Source organism: Subsaximicrobium wynnwilliamsii, from assembly GCF_007997225.1.
GTDB classification, from domain to species: Bacteria; Bacteroidota; Bacteroidia; order Flavobacteriales; family Flavobacteriaceae; genus Psychroserpens; species Psychroserpens wynnwilliamsii.
Genome location: NZ_VORM01000005.1, coordinates 101026 through 113681 on the forward strand (window position 1 = coordinate 101026; position 12656 = coordinate 113681).

At 38.0% G+C, this 12656-nt stretch carries 16 protein-coding genes; 7 read left to right on the forward strand and 9 right to left on the reverse strand.

The window, feature by feature from the left end; all coding sequences use genetic code 11:
• Positions 1 to 4: 4 nt before the first annotated feature.
• Positions 5 to 1813 carry an SLC13 family permease gene (locus ESY88_RS06260; RefSeq protein WP_147086556.1) on the reverse strand — a complete coding sequence of 603 codons (1809 nt, stop codon included), beginning with the start codon at positions 1811 to 1813 and terminating at the stop codon, positions 5 to 7.
• Positions 1814 to 1987: 174 nt separating this feature from the next.
• Here ESY88_RS06260 and hpf point away from each other — a divergent pair, with 174 nt between their 5' ends.
• The 4 genes from hpf to ESY88_RS06280 all read left to right on the forward strand — a co-directional run bounded on the left by hpf (position 1988) and on the right by ESY88_RS06280 (position 5338).
• Complete coding sequence (gene hpf / locus ESY88_RS06265) at positions 1988 to 2290, forward strand: ribosome hibernation-promoting factor, HPF/YfiA family (protein ID WP_147086555.1); 303 nt, start codon at positions 1988 to 1990, stop codon at positions 2288 to 2290.
• Between the two features lie 229 nt (positions 2291 to 2519).
• Positions 2520 to 3344, forward strand: a complete 825-nt coding sequence (locus ESY88_RS06270) for an OmpA/MotB family protein (RefSeq protein ID WP_147086554.1) — start codon at positions 2520 to 2522, stop codon at positions 3342 to 3344.
• A gap of 453 nt (positions 3345 to 3797) precedes the next feature.
• Positions 3798 to 4091: a DUF3817 domain-containing protein gene (locus tag ESY88_RS06275; RefSeq protein WP_147086553.1), complete on the forward strand. Its 294-nt coding sequence runs from the start codon at positions 3798 to 3800 to the stop codon at positions 4089 to 4091.
• Positions 4091 to 5338, forward strand: a complete 1248-nt coding sequence (locus ESY88_RS06280; RefSeq protein ID WP_147086633.1) for a mechanosensitive ion channel family protein — start codon at positions 4091 to 4093, stop codon at positions 5336 to 5338. The genes ESY88_RS06275 and ESY88_RS06280 overlap by 1 nt, the downstream gene beginning before the upstream one ends.
• A 38-nt stretch (positions 5339 to 5376) precedes the next feature.
• Here the strand turns inward: ESY88_RS06280 and ESY88_RS06285 are convergent, their stop codons facing one another.
• The gene (locus ESY88_RS06285; protein ID WP_147086552.1) at positions 5377 to 5760 is read right to left on the reverse strand and encodes an acyl-CoA thioesterase; all 384 of its coding nucleotides are present in this window, start codon (positions 5758 to 5760) and stop codon (positions 5377 to 5379) included.
• A 12-nt stretch (positions 5761 to 5772) separates the two neighbouring features.
• A complete protein-coding gene (locus ESY88_RS20900; protein ID WP_189702536.1) occupies positions 5773 to 5946 on the reverse strand; it encodes a hypothetical protein in 174 nt (57 codons plus the stop codon).
• A gap of 3 nt (positions 5947 to 5949) precedes the next feature.
• Between ESY88_RS20900 and ESY88_RS06290 the strand changes: the two genes are divergently transcribed.
• Positions 5950 to 6363: a glyoxalase gene (locus tag ESY88_RS06290; protein ID WP_147086551.1), complete on the forward strand. Its 414-nt coding sequence runs from the start codon at positions 5950 to 5952 to the stop codon at positions 6361 to 6363.
• Entirely contained in the window at positions 6360 to 6806 is a 447-nt protein-coding gene (locus tag ESY88_RS06295) for a GreA/GreB family elongation factor (protein WP_147086550.1), read from the forward strand. The genes ESY88_RS06290 and ESY88_RS06295 overlap by 4 nt, the downstream gene beginning before the upstream one ends.
• On the opposite strand, the gene ESY88_RS06300 is transcribed toward ESY88_RS06295, so the two are convergent.
• From ESY88_RS06300 to corA, 3 genes are all read right to left on the reverse strand, one after another.
• A complete protein-coding gene (locus tag ESY88_RS06300) occupies positions 6799 to 7479 on the reverse strand; it encodes a DUF2461 domain-containing protein (RefSeq protein WP_147086549.1) in 681 nt (226 codons plus the stop codon). The two genes, ESY88_RS06295 and ESY88_RS06300, sit on opposite strands and share 8 nt — an antisense overlap.
• A gap of 72 nt (positions 7480 to 7551) precedes the next feature.
• Complete coding sequence (locus tag ESY88_RS06305; RefSeq protein ID WP_147086548.1) at positions 7552 to 7758, reverse strand: hypothetical protein; 207 nt, start codon at positions 7756 to 7758, stop codon at positions 7552 to 7554.
• 140 nt (positions 7759 to 7898) lie between these two features.
• On the reverse strand, positions 7899 to 8969 hold the full coding sequence (gene corA, locus ESY88_RS06310; protein WP_147086547.1) for a magnesium/cobalt transporter CorA: 1071 nt from the start codon (positions 8967 to 8969) through the stop codon (positions 7899 to 7901).
• Positions 8970 to 9164: 195 nt separating this feature from the next.
• On the opposite strand from corA, the gene ESY88_RS06315 reads away from it, so the two are divergent.
• Complete coding sequence (locus ESY88_RS06315; protein ID WP_147086546.1) at positions 9165 to 9389, forward strand: hypothetical protein; 225 nt, start codon at positions 9165 to 9167, stop codon at positions 9387 to 9389.
• Positions 9390 to 9645: 256 nt separating this feature from the next.
• On the opposite strand, the gene ESY88_RS06320 is transcribed toward ESY88_RS06315, so the two are convergent.
• The 3 genes from ESY88_RS06320 to pfkA form a co-directional block, all read right to left on the reverse strand.
• Complete coding sequence (locus ESY88_RS06320) at positions 9646 to 10509, reverse strand: N-acetylglucosamine kinase (protein WP_147086545.1); 864 nt, start codon at positions 10507 to 10509, stop codon at positions 9646 to 9648.
• Positions 10510 to 10592: 83 nt separating this feature from the next.
• Positions 10593 to 11594: a type I glyceraldehyde-3-phosphate dehydrogenase gene (gene gap, locus ESY88_RS06325; RefSeq protein ID WP_147086544.1), complete on the reverse strand. Its 1002-nt coding sequence runs from the start codon at positions 11592 to 11594 to the stop codon at positions 10593 to 10595.
• A gap of 43 nt (positions 11595 to 11637) precedes the next feature.
• Positions 11638 to 12624, reverse strand: coding sequence for a 6-phosphofructokinase (gene pfkA / locus ESY88_RS06330; protein ID WP_147086543.1), 987 nt, complete (start codon positions 12622 to 12624; stop codon positions 11638 to 11640).
• Between the last annotated feature and the right edge of the window lie 32 nt (positions 12625 to 12656).

Sequence of the window (12656 nt, forward strand, 5' to 3'; positions counted from 1 at the left end):
AAGTTTAGTTTTGAGTGTTTAACATGGTCGATAACAATAAGGTGCCTGCAATAAGTAAAATGATGGAGAGCAAGCCGCCAATAATTAAAAAATGCTTAAAGCGATAGATTCCTGTACCGTAAATAAGCGCATTGGTTTGATAGCCCATGGGTGTGAAAAAGCTAAAATTGGCACCAAACATAACCGCGAGCACAAAGGGTTTAACAGGCAGTTGTAAGCTGGTCGCCAAAGCAATGGCAATAGGCGTCACGATTACCGCTGTGGCATTGTTAGAGATAAAGCCGCTCATGATCATGGTCATTGCAAACAGACTGCCTAAGACTATAGTGCTACCTTGCCCGCTTAGCAAATATAAGAGTTTTCCTGAAATCCATAAATCTGCGCCGGTATTGCCCATCGCCACCCCTAAAGGAATCATACCTGCCAAAAGGAAGAAAATCTGCCAGTTGACCCGTTTATAGATTTTGCTGAGATTGATACAGTCTGCCAATAACAGTGCGCCAACCCCTGCAATTGTACTTGTGAGAATACTTAAAACACTGGTGGCAGCCAATGCAATAACAGCGAGCAGTACAATAACACACCACAAGCGTTTGTAAGGGTCTACCTTGAAATCATCTTCATGATGTCTTAGGACCACGACATTCGTGTAATTATAGATGTTCTCAAGCTGCTTTTTGTTGATTTTTAAGAGGATACGGTCACCTGCTTTTACCACTAGTTTTTTGAATGCTTTTGGCAAATAGAGATGTTCATCCAGTTGCAACATTTTTTTCTTCTGGATACCTATCGGTTGGCCTATGCTATTGAAAAGGAATTTGATTTCTTGAAGTGACTTATCTATAAATTCCGAGCCCGGAAGAATGAGCAGTTCCAAATAAGTAAACTTCATGTTCTTATCCAGCACTTTTTGATTTTCGATTTCATCACTCTCCAAAGATAGAATAAAGTCGTCTTCAGAAATCAACGAGAAATCCTGGATGTCACTCATGAGCACCAGCTCATCATTAGCCCTTAGCGTTGTGTTTTTTCCTGGAGCGGTATTGACTGTGTTCTGGCGCACAAGTTTTAAGACTGAGATATTGGGGTTGTTATAAAATGGGACTTCAGAAAAGGCAGCACCAACATATTTAGACTCTGGCCTAACGATTAGTGTGAACAAAAAGTTGGAGTTCTCACTATATTCGCTCAATTTGTCCTTGGTGTTTTTGGGCAAAAATCGGCTAGCGATGGTCATAAACACCACCCCAATCGCTAAAAACACCAATCCGTACAAAGAGAATTCAAAAAAACTGAAGCGCTCCACACCATATTTAGAGGCAACAGAATTGACCAAGAGATTGGTTGATGTCCCCATGAGCGTACAACTGCCACCCAAAATACCAGCAAAAGATATTGGCATCAATAACTTAGAGGTTGGAAAATTGAATTTTTCTGAGATTGTTGTAAAAATCTTTAAAAAGATGATCACGACCGCAGTGGTGCTTATCACGGAAGAAATACTGGCCGAAACCACCATAAAAACAGGCACCATGAGCAGTAATGGCAATGTGCTAAGCCGTTTGATACTCTTGCTCAAAAAACCAATCACGCCATTATCTTCCAAACCAATGGCAATGATCATGAGCATGAGCACGGTGATGGCTGCCGGATTAGAAAAACCGCTTATGGCATCCTCAGGCGTGGTAACTCCTGTCAATGCTAAAGCCACGATGATAAAAAAGGCGATCTTATCTATAGGCATGATCTCGGTCACAAAAAGTACCACCGAAACACCGATAATCGCAAAAATTAAAATGATCTGTACATCCACCTTACATTCAATTAGAGTTCTAAGGTATTAAATAAGTGTTTACAACAAATCAATTGTGACGAATTAAATGGATTGCGTTAACAATAATAAGGATGCAGTTATGAGACTAAATTGTAATAGCATAGATTGTAGATTAGTGTAAACCATATAAATCAATTTAAAAACATAAATAGCATGAAAACCAATTTTGAATACCACGATGTTACTGCAAGCGAACGTTTGGAAAGTTATACCGAAGAAAAGCTGCAACCCATTTTTAAGCGTTACGAGTTTGTTACCAGAGCAGATATATTTTTTAAAACTGAAAATACATCCAGTGATGAGACAGGAATGAAATGTGGCATTAGATTGAGCGCTCCAGGACCTCGCCTCTTTGCCGAAAGTTCACACGCTAATTTTGAACATGCCGTTAGTGAAACGGTTACTGAGCTTTTGAGACAGTTGGAAAAACGACAAGACAAAATGAAATCCTATTAATTGGGTTTCTCTTGCCATTAACAACCATTTTTCGTTGGGATTTGAAAATCACTACAGTTGCGATGTAATAGGAATTTAGATCCTTCTCAGGCAGCGTTTACAGCTCCTTTCGAATGTTTGTTTCAAACTTCAAATCTTAAATAAATGTGAAAATAAGATCGCATATAATCTATATCTTACAACCAGCCGTACATATAGCATCATACATTAACTAAAATAACAACAACTTATGAAACGAATTACATTAATAGTAGCATTTGCTTTTTTAATCACGTCTTGCGTGTCTAAAAAGAAATACATGGCTTTAGAGCAGGAAAAAGGTGAGTTAAAGAGTGAGCTCACTAAAACGAGGGTTGAAAATGAAGAATTGGAAGCCAAGTTTAGTGAGATTCAATCTCGAGTGGATAACTATAACTCCAAGATAAGCTCATTGACTGAAGACAATAACAGCAAATTGGTAAATGTTGATGGCGTGGTCATTTCTGAAAATCAGAAGAAGGCCATGCGTGAGACTTTAAAAAACGTTCCGCCAGCTTACATGTCTACTGCAAAAACCTTAAAGGATTCCATGAATTTAGCGGTTAAGTTCAACCTGCAAAAATCAATGGATAATATCGAGGAAGATGAGGATATCGATATCAACATTCAAGAAACTGTGGTCATGATCTCTATTTCTGACAAGATGCTGTTCAATTCAGGTAGCTATAAGATTAGCGACAAAGCCAATGATATTTTAAGCAAGATCGCAAATGTGGTCAATTCTGAAGAGAGCTTGGATATCATGATAGAAGGACATACCGACAATCAAACCTTCGTGAAGTCTTCTGCCATCAAGGATAACTGGGATTTAAGTGTGTTGCGTGCCACTGCAGTAGTTAAAAAATTACAAAACGACTATGGTGTTGCACCAGAAAAATTAATCGCTGCTGGTCGTAGTTTTTACCAACCACTCACTGAAAATGATTCCAAAGAAAACAGGTCTAAAAACAGAAGAACCCGTGTGGTCATTCTTCCAAATATCGATAAGTTTTTTGCCTTAATGTCTCAAAACTAAGACACGATTTTTTTACTTAACCTTCATTGTATGGTTAATTAATCCATGAAATGGCCGCTCTTGTAGCGGTCATTTCTATTTCAGGATCCTTTAGGAATAGATTCTTTTTGTTTTGAAGTACACCTTAGTAATTTTGAATTTGTTTAGGTTAGTTGCATTTGCTAGCCTAGCGTTTCATTAGTATTAACGACGTACTAATCCAAATAAAAATGGGCTCACAGAGTAACTAGTTGTGACTGATCACATCAATTTCAGTATTTGGCTTTTTTGACAATGCTCATTTTATCACTTCCAAGCGACTTCTTCAGAATATTCTAGATTTTTTGCAGTTTATTTTCCAAAGTTTTAATTACATAATCCCAATTAATTCCCAGGGCTATCTTACTAAAAAACTTGTTAAATACTGGCTCGATTTGAGGCATATAAGGTATTTTTGCACAAAATTTGAGCCTCATGTTTAGCCTATTGAATAGTTTTAGAGTTATTGCTTTCCTAGAAGGCGTTTCTTATATTTTATTACTGTTTATAGCAGTGCCCATCAAGTATTTTAGCGATGACCCACAGTACGTGAAATTATTGGGCATGCCACATGGCATTCTCTTTTTAGCTTATATCGTGCTGGCCATAATGGTGGGTTCAGAATTGAAATGGACAAAAAAGACACTCTTTATTGTTTTATTGGCCTCTCTCCTGCCCTTTGCTGCCTTTTATGTGGAGCGTAAATATCTTAAACCAGCGCAACAATGATGACCCAAATCCAATGTTTTTTTTATGATCATTATGTCAATATCGGTGTTTCGGAAGTAACTGCGAGCTATTTGAACATGTTTACCTTATTGGTCATTCTCGTGGCTATCATTTTTGCTACAGATCGCTTGGCGCGAAAATTTCTGATTAGGTTTTTTACCCGATTTTCGGCACGAACAGCCACTAACTTCGATAATTTATTGGTTAATCATCGCGCGCCCACAAATATTGCACATTTGGTGCCTTTGCTTATAACGATCAAGTTATTTCCTACTGTCTTTTACGATTTCCCCCAGTTTGAAAGCTTTATTGTGGTGCTGTTAAAAATTTATGGTATTGTATTGACCATTTGGATCATTCGCAGTATTTTGAACACCTTTGAATCTTACTTTAAAACCATACCACGATTTAGAGATAAGCCCATAGACAGTTACATCCAAGTCGTAATGTTGTTTTTATGGATTGTTGGTGTGGCATCTGTACTTGCGGTATTGATTGATTTGTCCTTTATAAAATTCTTCACAACCCTTGGTGCTGCCTCAGCGGTGCTTTTGTTGATTTTCAAGGATACCATTCTTGGCTTCGTAGCGAGTATCAATGTGGCCATAAATGATAGTGTGCGTATTGGCGATTGGATTACCATGGAAAACTTTGGCGCAGATGGAGAGGTCATTGAGATTAACCTGTCTACCGTGCAAGTGCAGAATTTTGATATGACCATTACCAACATTCCCACCTATGCCCTTATTACAGATTCTTTCAAAAACTGGCGGGGCATGCAATCTTCAGGTGGACGACGCATCAAGCGTTCTATTTTGTTGCGGGCCAAAAGCGTGAAATACTTAACCAACGATCATATTGAGCGTCTTAAGAAAATTGAGATCGTTAGTAAATATCTAGAAAACAAGCAATTGGATATTGAGAATTTCAACAGTACCAAAAACGTTGACAAATCGGTGCTCATTAATGGGAGAAACCTTACCAACATTGGTGTGTTTAGAAAATACATGCAAACCTATGTTGAAAATCACTCTGCAGTGAATAAGGACATGACCATCATGGTAAGACAATTGGCGCCGACACCTCAAGGATTTCCGTTGGAGATTTATTGTTTCAGTAGTGATAAGCGTTGGGAAAATTACGAATATGTCATGGCCGATATATTTGACCATGCCATCGCAGCGGTACCTTATTTTGATCTGGAGATTTTTGAATTCTCCACAGATCTAAAAGCGCTAGGGTCTTAAAAAATCAAATTATAGTATTGAACCTAGAACCAACAATTTCAAAGGCGGTCTTTCACAAATTCCACTTCGGTTTTGCCATGAGGCTTTGGTTTATTGTCTTCCCCAAGATTGACCATGATTATTTTGTCAACGGTAATAATTGTTTCTCGGGTCATTTTGTTGCGTACTTCAGACTTCAAGGTCATTGAGCTGATTCCAAATTTAAGCACCTCGATTCCTATTTCAATAATGTCCCCTTGTTTTGCTGAAGACATAAAATTGATTTCAGACATGTACTTGGTAACGACCTTTGGGTTTTCCAATTGGATAATCGTATACAGGGCAGCCTCCTCATCAATCCATGCCAACAATTGTCCGCCAAAAAGGGTTTGATTAGGGTTTAGATCTTCGGGCTTGACCCATTTTCTTGTGTGAAATCTCATAGTTTAATTGATCTAATTGGGTTGTAAATTAATGTGTTGGATGGTATCAAAGATAACCGATTTAGCTGTACCCACAAAACTAACCTGTTCAACGGAAGCACCCATTTTGTTGATAAACTCGTTAACAATATAAGTGCTTAAAGGACTTTTAATGCCGAGAATCTTGGTATTTTTAGTAAAATCCATGCCATGACAGAAAGATCAAAAAACCTACTCGCCATTCGCCCAGATATTGCCTCTGCAAAACTAACAGAAGGCATGAGTGACGATGAGCGCTTTCAAAATGCAACGCTTAGACCAATCATAAAACTGCAAAATGACCTGTTGGTAGCAGTCTTCGGAAATTACATCGTGAAGCATAAAAATGTGTTTTATGAACAATCCCTTCCGAAGCAATTGGCCTATATTGAAAATGCCATCAATAAGGATATGAAATTTAGAAACTCGTTGAAGGGTATGATAATTGGTCAGTTTTCTGCTGAAGAATATGCTGTTTATATTAAGAATTCCTCTGCGCTCAACAAACGCATGATGCAGATAGTCAAAGAGCGCTTGATAAGTAATGTTCAACTATTTTCCTTACCCCTTACTGAAGTTTTATGAATAAAAAAACCCAACTTATAGAGGCGTGTCTTGAACACGTAAATAAGCGCATTTCAAGTTATAAGGACGAGATTGAAACCATAAAGGATGCCATTGAAAACAATGATAAAAGCTCTGACGAGGCCGATGATCCTGGAAATGGAAAATTATTGAACGACCTCGAGAAGAATTCGCTGTATTTAAACGATGCCTATAAGATGATGGACACGCTTAAATTGATAAACCCTAAGCTAAGTCATGATTACGTGGCACTTGGCAGTTTGGTTACAACCAATACCACTAATTTTTTTATGGCCATTAGTTTGGGTAAAGTAGACATTGATGGAACCTCCTATTTCGTGATTTCAAAAAGCTCCCCTATTGGCGAACAATTGTTACATAAAACCACTGGTGATTCCATCAGCTTCAACCATACCTCATATAGCATAACCGATATTAAATAGTTGACTCCCCATTGAGATTGGTGTTAAGCACATCGCTCATATAATCAAAATAAGGGCGTATGGCCTTGAAAGCGGTGTTGACATTTTCAATAAATAAATCACTTAAGACCTCTTGATCGCTAAAGGACTTTGTGAAAATAAACTGCTTCTTTCTAATCAGGTCTATGGCAGGATGTTCCTTATCAAAATTGCGTGGCGCGGTTTTGAGCTCATCACCTTTGAGTTCGCCCCAAATGTTTTTAAGACCCTTTGAGTTTAGGATGGCTCGCAGCTCAGTATCGTCCTGCTCAAATTCCTTTCGCAATCTCAAAAGATCTTCTTTATTGGGTTCCCAAAAACCGGTAGCAATAAAGCTTTGATCATTAGGCTGAATATGTAAGTAATAAGAGCCTCTCAATTCAGGCTTTCGTCTAATGAAAGATGCCGAAAAATGTGTTTTATAGGGTAGTTTGTTTTTTGAGAATCTCACGTCGCGATAAATCCGAAACACTTTAAAATCTTCCACCAGATCGTGCACTTTTAAGTTCTCAAAAATAGTTTGAAAACTTTTTTTCGCGCGAGCTTCATGACTTTTAAATTCGGTTTTGTTTTTATCAAACCAATCCCGGTCGTTATTCTTTCTAAGTTGTTCTAAAAAGTGCAATTGATCTTTTGTAAATGCTAAAGGCGTCATGAGTTTGGGTTTTTAATTGAACACAAAAAAAGCCTCAACTTGCGTTAAGGCCTGGATTCGATTTTATTGGCATTAGTTGTTCTCTTCAGCAGCTTCGTCGATTTCTTCTTCTAGATCTTCAGCAGCATCTTGAACATCTTCAGAGGCATCTTCAATTGCATCTCCAGCATCGTCCATGGCATCTTCTACTTGTTCATCTGGTGTCTTCTCATCTCTACAGCTAGTAAAAACAGTTGAAAGTGTGAATAAAAACACAAGCATCATTGCAAATTTTCTCATTTTAATTGTTTTAGTTGATTTTTTAATAGGTCGATTTCAATTGTTGAAATCCATGTAATGATAATTAAATTTTAAGTATTTACAAAAAAAATTGTGTGACAACATTTGAAACTGAAAAAATTGAAAGGCAATTCAGCAGTTCAGAGCCATTTTTTCCTTCGGAAATAGAACAGCATGAGTACAAATATAACTGCCATTGCTCCCAATAAAATATAATACCCGTTTTTAGTATGAAGCTCAGGCATGTGGTCAAAATTCATTCCGTAGATACCAGCTATAAACGTTAGAGGAATAAAGATGCTTGCCATGATAGTCAATACCTTCATGACTTCGTTCATTTTATTGTTGATTATGGTCATGTACATATCCATTAAGCTCCAAACCATCTCACGGTACAAATCAATGGATTCACAAACCTGGATAATATGATCGTGTAAATCTTTGAGGTAATCATGGGTTTTAATCTCTAAAAAATTGATATCCGTTTTATCAAGCCTATTGATCACTTCACGCAAGGGGAAAATGGCACGTCTTATCTTAAGGACGTCCTGCTTGAGCGCTTGTATTTTATTTGGCGTTTCATTACTGGAAGTGCTGGATTCGAAAATATGACGTTCCAGTTCTTCGATCTTGTCGCCAAAAGCTTCAATGACCGAAAAATAGTTATCTACGATGGCATCTAAAATGGCGTACATCAAATAATCGGCACCTCGCATTCTTATACGGCCTTTTGTGCTGTTGATGCGGTCCCTTAAATCGTCAAAAACATCGCCGTCGGCCTCTTGAAAGGTCAGGATATAGTCTTTGCCAACAATCATGCTCACATGCTCTTTGGTAAGTTGGTCATCGTCTTTGAAATACAACATTTTGAAGACGATATAGAGATGATTCTCAAATTCGTCTATTTTAGGTCTTTGATGGGTATTTACAATATCTTCTAAGGTAAGTGGGTGCAACTCATAATGCAAACCTATCGTTTCAATTTCCTTGATGTTATTCAAGCCATTGATGTTGATCCAGGTCACTTGATCATTGCCCTTATGATTAAAGGCATCTTCAACCCTGTTGGAATGCTCCCTTTTATATGAGTCTCCATTGTAGTTAATGATGTCTATAGAAATGGCAGTGGTCTGTTTCTTTCCTCTGTAGGCCATCGTTCCTGGCGACAGGTTTTTAACTTTATAGGACTTTTTCTTCTTTTTTAAATTCATGGGGTTCTTACTTGATCTTATGTTATAAAAGTATCATTTTTTTCTAAGTTATTGGCAACTTTAGAAATGGGGAAAAGACTTTCACTGTCAAATGTTAAAATAGTCTTATTTTAATGGGAATAGACTTGCTTATTTATAGAAATTTCGCTAATATGCCATTATAATCACTTACGAATTTATTAGAAAGAAGCATTCATGGGAAGACCTCCAACAAGACCAATAAAATTCAGGGATGGATTTTACATCGAAATAAGAAATAAAGGTAAAAACACAGGAATTAAATTACATCGGGATACCAAAGAACAGATGTTACGCACCATAAAAGAATATGAGCTGACTAAAGATGTACTTATCTTGGGTGAATCTAAAAATGGCAAGTGGGTTGATAAAAACCCAGTAATGCACGTTGTAGAAAACTAGATACTAAAGCTTATAGCAATTAATTTATTAACCGATTCAGACGTACTAATTGTATGGAGAGTCGGTTTTTTTTCTGTCTTATTTTGAATTTGACATTTCGATTACTTGGCTGAAAGTGCGCTCTTCCATAAAATTACACTAGCGCTCTCTGTGTTGCAAAACAGAGTTGAAAACAGAACGGCGCGTGTGATAACACAACAGGATACAACACCTATACCGGGCCATTAAAATCAATAAAGCTGTATTCTAGTATTGTTTACGACAGATTTTTAGTGTGGTATTTCAACAGTCCTTCTATGGGACGTCTGGCAAAATTGCCCACTTTGAAGCCCATCTCATCTGCAACTTGCAGAATTTGTTTTTTAGAAAAGAAGGCGATGGAACCTGCAAAATGCACAGGTACTGTTTTGAGCTCTTCCTTATATTGGAAAATCATGTTTTTGACGAATACTCTGAAACCAGATTTTATCAAACCATCCATGTATTTTGATTCTTTGTTCAAAAACATAAATTCTGCAAAATTGGCTAAATAGGCGTTGGGATTGGGCTGTTTATAAAGGTTATGCTTTATAAAATCAGCTTCCATGTTGTACTTATGCTCAAAAGCCACCCTAATGTCTTCTGGCATGTTATTGTAATAATAATCCTTAATGAGCTCTTTTCCGAAGTAATTTCCCGAAGCATCATCCATTAAGGAATAGCCCAAAGATTTTACACGTTGGTGTAAAACATTACCGTCATAGTAGCTGCAATTGGAACCTGTACCCATGATACAAACCACTGCTGCCTCGTCATCGTGGCTTAATGTCGCACGAACTGCTGCCATGGTATCTTCCTGAACGTCAATCATCGCTTTCTCAAAAAAAGCTTGAAGTACTTGCAGCATGGTTGCTTTTGGCTTATCTGTGCCACAACCTGCACCATAGAAAAACAAATGTGTGACCTCCCCCTTGATTTGTTTGAGCTCTTCACTCTCCTTGATGATCTTCTTAAGTTGTTTTTCTGTTAAAATGGCAGGATTGAGTCCATGGGTTCGAATTTTCTCCTGGAGTTGCTTACCGCTGGTATCTACCGCAATCCAGTCACATTTTGTCGATCCACTATCTACTATTAAAACCATAACCACTATTTTGAAATAAAAAAAATCCGTAATACCAAGTTACAACTATTGCACCTTTAGCACTACGGATTTAAATCTAAAATTTATATTGCATTTACTTTTTGAGCCAAATCCACCAGTTTGTTGGAGTATCCAAATTCATTGTCGTACCAAGAGACCACTTTAAAGAATCTTGAGTTCAACTCGATGGCAGCATCTGCATCAAAAATACTGCTGCGCGGGTCACTTACAAAATCCTGTGACACCACTTTATCTTCAGTATAGCCCAAAACGCCTTTCATAGCACCTTCCGAGGCTTTCTTGAATGCAGCTTTGATTTCTTTCAAAGAGGTTTCCTTTTCAGTTCTGAAGGTTAAATCCACTACAGATACATCAACAGTTGGTACTCTAAAGGCCATGCCTGTTAATTTTCCATCAACCTTAGGAAATACTTTTCCAACCGCTATTGCAGCTCCAGTTGATGCAGGAACGATATTTACCAGAGCACTTCTTCCTGCTCTAAAATCTTTTTTGGTTGGACCATCAACAGTTAGTTGAGATGCAGTTGTTGCATGAATTGTAGTCATCAAACCTTCCGCTAAACCAAAATTATCCTCTATTACCTTCGCCAAAGGCGCTAAGCAATTTGTAGTACAAGACGCATTGGATACAATCTTGTGTTCTGCAGTTAATTCATGGTCGTTAACGCCCATTACAAACATTTTTACATCCTTGCTAGGTGCAGAGATGACCACTTTTTTAGCGCCTGCTTGTATGTGATAATCTGCTGTTTCCATGGTTGTGAAAATTCCAGTGCACTCTGCAACCACATCTGCTCCTGCTTCATCCCACTTGAGATTTTTAGGATCTTTTTCTGCAGTGACTCTTACCGTTTTACCATTGACAACCAAATGACCGTCTTTAACTTCTATAGTGCCGTCGAAACGACCGTGCACAGAATCATATTTTAAAAGATATGCTAAATGGTCAACATCCAACAAATCATTGATGGCCACGACATCTACATCATCTCTATTAACGGTTGCTCTGAATACGATTCTACCAATTCTACCAAAACCGTTTATTCCTAATTTTAAATTTGCCATTTTCTTATGTATTTTAATTAATTAATAATTCAATTGTTGTTGCTTAGGTTGACATGATTTCTGAAACCCTTAACAACTCTAAATTTATTTTTGTCTTTCCTTTTACCGCATGATCCAGTGGCGTTAAGGCCATCACATCATTCAAAAGCCCGACCATATAATTGGTTTGGCCATCCAAAAGACTTTCTACTGCTTTTACGCCCATTCTACTGGCGAGCACCCGATCAAAACACGAGGGCGGACCACCACGTTGCATGTGACCCAAAACGGAAACACGTACTTCATATTCAGTCATGTTAGCCTCTACGTAGTCCTTCAGTTCAAAAACACTTTTACCTATTTTATCACCTTCCGCAACCACTACAATACTAGAGGATTTACCAGATTGTTTACTGCGTCTCAGTGATTCCAACAAACGATCCAGACCCAAATCTTCTTCTGGGATCAAAATTTCCTCGGCACCTGCCCCAACACCAACATTAAGAGCGATGTGACCAGCATCCCGTCCCATAACCTCCACAAAAAAGAGACGGTTATGAGAACTCGCGGTATCCCTGATTTTATCGATGACTTCAACCACTGTATTTAAAGCGGTGTCGTAGCCCAAAGTATGGGTTGTGCCAAAAATGTCGTTGTCAATTGTGCCAGGAATGCCCATGACTGGAAAGTCAAATTCATTATTGAAAATAAGTGCACCAGTAAAACTACCATCGCCACCAATGATTACCAAGGCATCCACATTTGCTTCGATGAGTTTGTCATGCGCCGTTTTCCTGCCTTCAACCGTTCTAAATTCTTGAGATCGTGCCGATTTGAGAACCGTACCTCCTTTGTTAATGATATCCTTAACACTACGGGCATCCATTGATTTGAAATCGCCTTCAATCATGCCCTCAAAGCCTCTGTAAATACCAACGCACTCAATTTTGTGATATGCACAGGTTCGCACTACAGATCTTATGGCTGCATTCATTCCTGGAGAATCGCCTCCAGAGGTCATTACCCCTATCTTTTTTATTGTTTTTGGCATATAATTTTACTTTCAATAAGTAAACTTAGTAA

What these genes read in the sequence shown, in the direction of transcription:
- hpf (WP_147086555.1), top strand. Translation starts at nt 1,988, where the DNA reads ATGAAAACCAATTTTGAATACCACGATGTTACTGCAAGCGAACGTTTG.
- ESY88_RS06270 (WP_147086554.1), top strand. Translation starts at nt 2,520, where the DNA reads ATGAAACGAATTACATTAATAGTAGCATTTGCTTTTTTAATCACGTCT.
- ESY88_RS06275 (WP_147086553.1), top strand. Translation starts at nt 3,798, where the DNA reads ATGTTTAGCCTATTGAATAGTTTTAGAGTTATTGCTTTCCTAGAAGGC.
- ESY88_RS06280 (WP_147086633.1), top strand. Translation starts at nt 4,091, where the DNA reads ATGACCCAAATCCAATGTTTTTTTTATGATCATTATGTCAATATCGGT.
- ESY88_RS06285 (WP_147086552.1), bottom strand. Translation starts at nt 5,760, where the DNA reads ATGAGATTTCACACAAGAAAATGGGTCAAGCCCGAAGATCTAAACCCT.
- ESY88_RS20900 (WP_189702536.1), bottom strand. Translation starts at nt 5,946, where the DNA reads ATGGATTTTACTAAAAATACCAAGATTCTCGGCATTAAAAGTCCTTTA.
- ESY88_RS06290 (WP_147086551.1), top strand. Translation starts at nt 5,950, where the DNA reads ATGACAGAAAGATCAAAAAACCTACTCGCCATTCGCCCAGATATTGCC.
- ESY88_RS06295 (WP_147086550.1), top strand. Translation starts at nt 6,360, where the DNA reads ATGAATAAAAAAACCCAACTTATAGAGGCGTGTCTTGAACACGTAAAT.
- ESY88_RS06300 (WP_147086549.1), bottom strand. Translation starts at nt 7,479, where the DNA reads ATGACGCCTTTAGCATTTACAAAAGATCAATTGCACTTTTTAGAACAA.
- ESY88_RS06305 (WP_147086548.1), bottom strand. Translation starts at nt 7,758, where the DNA reads ATGAGAAAATTTGCAATGATGCTTGTGTTTTTATTCACACTTTCAACT.
- corA (WP_147086547.1), bottom strand. Translation starts at nt 8,969, where the DNA reads ATGAATTTAAAAAAGAAGAAAAAGTCCTATAAAGTTAAAAACCTGTCG.
- ESY88_RS06315 (WP_147086546.1), top strand. Translation starts at nt 9,165, where the DNA reads ATGGGAAGACCTCCAACAAGACCAATAAAATTCAGGGATGGATTTTAC.
- ESY88_RS06320 (WP_147086545.1), bottom strand. Translation starts at nt 10,509, where the DNA reads ATGGTTTTAATAGTAGATAGTGGATCGACAAAATGTGACTGGATTGCG.
- gap (WP_147086544.1), bottom strand. Translation starts at nt 11,594, where the DNA reads ATGGCAAATTTAAAATTAGGAATAAACGGTTTTGGTAGAATTGGTAGA.
- pfkA (WP_147086543.1), bottom strand. Translation starts at nt 12,624, where the DNA reads ATGCCAAAAACAATAAAAAAGATAGGGGTAATGACCTCTGGAGGCGAT.